This is a genomic window from Phormidium sp. FACHB-1136, from assembly GCF_014697375.1.
GTDB lineage: Bacteria > Cyanobacteriota > Cyanobacteriia > Phormidesmidales > Phormidesmidaceae > Nodosilinea.
In genome coordinates this window covers 1-2,773 of the sequence record NZ_JACJRS010000212.1, presented here as the reverse complement: position 1 = coordinate 2,773, position 2,773 = coordinate 1, and the positions used below count along the sequence as shown (strand labels likewise).

Annotated in this window: 4 protein-coding genes and 1 pseudogene; 2 read left to right on the top strand and 3 right to left on the bottom strand. The window is 55.2% G+C overall.

Annotation, left to right across the window (positions count from 1 at the left end):
• Positions 1 to 153: 153 nt before the first annotated feature.
• Positions 154 to 934 (bottom strand): annotated as a pseudogene (locus H6G62_RS28190) (IS1 family transposase); the annotation flags it as partial.
• Positions 935 to 1,007: 73 nt separating this feature from the next.
• Here H6G62_RS28190 and H6G62_RS26585 point away from each other — a divergent pair.
• Positions 1,008 to 1,175 (top strand): hypothetical protein, encoded by a 168-nt coding sequence (locus tag H6G62_RS26585; RefSeq protein WP_242052289.1) that lies wholly within the window; start codon positions 1,008 to 1,010, stop codon positions 1,173 to 1,175.
• A 269-nt stretch (positions 1,176 to 1,444) separates the two neighbouring features.
• On the opposite strand, the gene H6G62_RS26580 is transcribed toward H6G62_RS26585, so the two are convergent.
• The gene (locus H6G62_RS26580; RefSeq protein WP_190500783.1) at positions 1,445 to 1,675 is read right to left on the bottom strand and encodes a type II toxin-antitoxin system HicB family antitoxin; all 231 of its coding nucleotides are present in this window, start codon (positions 1,673 to 1,675) and stop codon (positions 1,445 to 1,447) included.
• Positions 1,672 to 1,881 (bottom strand): type II toxin-antitoxin system HicA family toxin, encoded by a 210-nt coding sequence (locus tag H6G62_RS26575; protein ID WP_190500781.1) that lies wholly within the window; start codon positions 1,879 to 1,881, stop codon positions 1,672 to 1,674. The genes H6G62_RS26580 and H6G62_RS26575 overlap by 4 nt, the downstream gene beginning before the upstream one ends.
• Positions 1,882 to 2,261: 380 nt before the next feature.
• Between H6G62_RS26575 and H6G62_RS26570 the strand changes: the two genes are divergently transcribed.
• Positions 2,262 to 2,773 (top strand): IS1 family transposase (locus H6G62_RS26570; protein ID WP_199325266.1); only part of this gene is annotated, 512 nt, incomplete at its 3' end.

The window sequence follows — 2,773 nt, the reverse complement described above, 5'->3', positions numbered from 1 at the left end:
GGCGTCGCTGAAGCTCTCCGTTGTCTCTGGCGTGGGTAACGAAATAAGATTGTCACTATTCATGGTGTATTCCTTGTCTGGTGCTTTGCCTTATCCAGCAGGATACGCCCTTCCTTCTTTTCCCTCCATACACCAGAAATGAGCATAGCTCCACCGTCGCCGAAGGGCCGCATTGTTCGCCTCATTGTGATTGGCGTGAACGTCAGATGCCGGACTCAGGGCGGTGAAAGGATGATCCACCTTGAGCCAAACCACTCGCCGTTGCCCTTGAGAACCCTTAATTTTGATGGCCACTTCTAAGCCTTCGCGCCAGACTTTGCGGAAGGGATAGGTGGCCGCCAAACCCTGGTTTGACAACCGCTCACTGGCCAACGGCCAGAGGGCTTTCCCATAGTGTCGCTCTCCGTCCGTGAACCAGCGGATGGTACTCGCCCCTTGCGCCCAGGCCCAGGTGTCCTGAGTGCCCTGGGTGAACAGGGTCTCATCTTTACGCCCCGCCTGCGCCGTCACCCAGTAACGGCTCTCCCGCTCCAGAAAGGTTAACGTCCAACCCGAACGCTCAGAGGGGGGGAAGGTTCTCGCCGACGCGAGGGTAAAGCTCATCCCCTTCCAACGTCACCTCACTCCCCTCGGGCGCAGGGGGTGACCACGCCTCACCCTGACGCGCTAACCGCGCTTCCCAACGCAGAATCGTGGCATGGGACTTGTGGTACACTCGCCCCGTCGCCCGAACCCCCATCCCTTCGCTACGGCTATTGAGGGCGTATTCAACCACTGTAGACGGCGTCCTCAGGCGAGCCATGGGGGTTCCGGTGCGTTCGTTAAAGGTGTGAGCGCAACGGCGGCAGCGGTAGTACTGCACGATCTGGTTATCGTGCAGACGACGGGTCCCATTCTTGACAACGGTTTCGCTCTGGCAGTGAGGGCAACGCATAGGCCAATGACGCTCTACTCCTACATTCTAGCTGTCATCCTTTAAATGACCAGTGCCAGGTCAACCCATGGAGATGCCCTTATCGAATCAATTTACCGTGGAAACTGAGCAAGAGGAGGATGGGCGCTGGATTGCAGAGATTTTGGAAATCCCTGGGGATCTGGTTTATGGCGAGACTCAGCAACAGGCGATTGCCTATGTTCAGGCGCTGGCTTTACGGGTGATGAATGATTTGAGATAGTGATGAAATTGAGGCAAAAATGCTTGCCCGGATTGCTAAAAAGACTGGGTTGACTCCAGAGGATTTATAAGGAAATCCAGGTTCTATAGCGGTTCTCGGTAGGGTGTGATGTCCTGTAGGTCAGTTGGGGCTGGCAGGGGGCAGGGGCACTCGCGATAAATCGGGTGCTGATGGATTGGCGCTCAACCCTATTTTATGACCTACATTCCGTGGCGTCTGCTCATCTCTGAGAGTATGATCGCTGTTTGTTGTTTGTCACTAGAGGTCAACTAGGCCGCCACCACCAACGACACCGAGGGCTTCATCTCTGGCAGGGGCTTGCCTTCCTCCTGATACCAGCTAATCAGCGACTCAATTACCTCCTGGCCCTTTGTAGCCGCCTCTCCATAGGTCTCGCCGTGGGTGTGGAACTTCTGAAAATCGAACTCAGGCAGATGCACCAGGTATGCCCCATCTTCCTGAGACCACACGATCACCATGCTGTATTGCGGCGTTGTCATGACTCTCTCTCCTTAAGCAGCCGAAGTCTTAGCTCAACTTCCTTTTCGAGGTAAAGCCGGGCATCGTCGCTGTCCTTCCCTGAGATGGTCAGCGGGTGGTCGGGCAGCAGTTCATGCCGCCATCGGGTGTGGCTGCCCTTACCAGGGCTCCACGTAAAGCCCGCCTTCAGCAGAGCCTTCTTCAGCTCACGAACTTTCTTCGGCATCAACTCACATCACCTGTCACTTCCATTATCCAGCCCCTCATGTAGATTCGCCCAAAAAATTCAAAGACAGGAGTAGGCAAAGACGGCACTCATGGGCTGGCTGATGGAGGCTTTGGCTTAAATCGAGTGGGCGTCTTCTCTGGAGGAGCTATGCTCATTTCTGGTGTATGGAGGGAAAAGAAGGAAGGGCGTATCCTGCTGGATGAAGTAAACCACCAGATCAGGAAGACACCATGAATGACGACCATCTTATTTCATTGCTCCCCAGCGAGACAACGGAGAACTTCAGCGGGTAGTGGATTAACGTAAAGGATAGAGAGAAATCAGGTAACGCCGTCGCATGTCTAGCGTTTGAGGGAGTAGGATCGGTGACCATTGAGATGGCCTGTCCAACCTGTGGGTCTCATGACATCTCCAAGAACGGCACCACTCGGCGCGGTAAGCAAAACGACAAGTGCCGAGACTGCAACCGCCCGTTCGTTGAGGATTCCCAGTGGAAGCCAAAAGCCAAGGACACTGGGGCTTTCGTGGATCTCCTGCTGTTAGAGAAAATTCCGTTAGCCGGTATGGCTAGGGCGGCCAATGTCTCGGAAAGCTGGCTCCAGGCCTATGTCAACGCATGCTACGAAGCGGTGCCTAAAGCGGCAGAGGTCGTCCCCAAGGCTAAAGGCAAGCTGAAGGTGCAGATGGATGAACTCTGGGCCTTTGTCGATCACAAAGGCAACAAGCCGTGGGTCTGGGTGGCGATGGATGCGGATACCCGAGAGATTATCGGCTGTCATATTGGCGACCGCTCTCGGGAATCCGCGATGGCCCTATGGCAGTCCATCCCAGCGGTCTACCGCCAGTGTGCCAAGGTCTACACCGACTATTGGGAGGCTTACGTCACTGT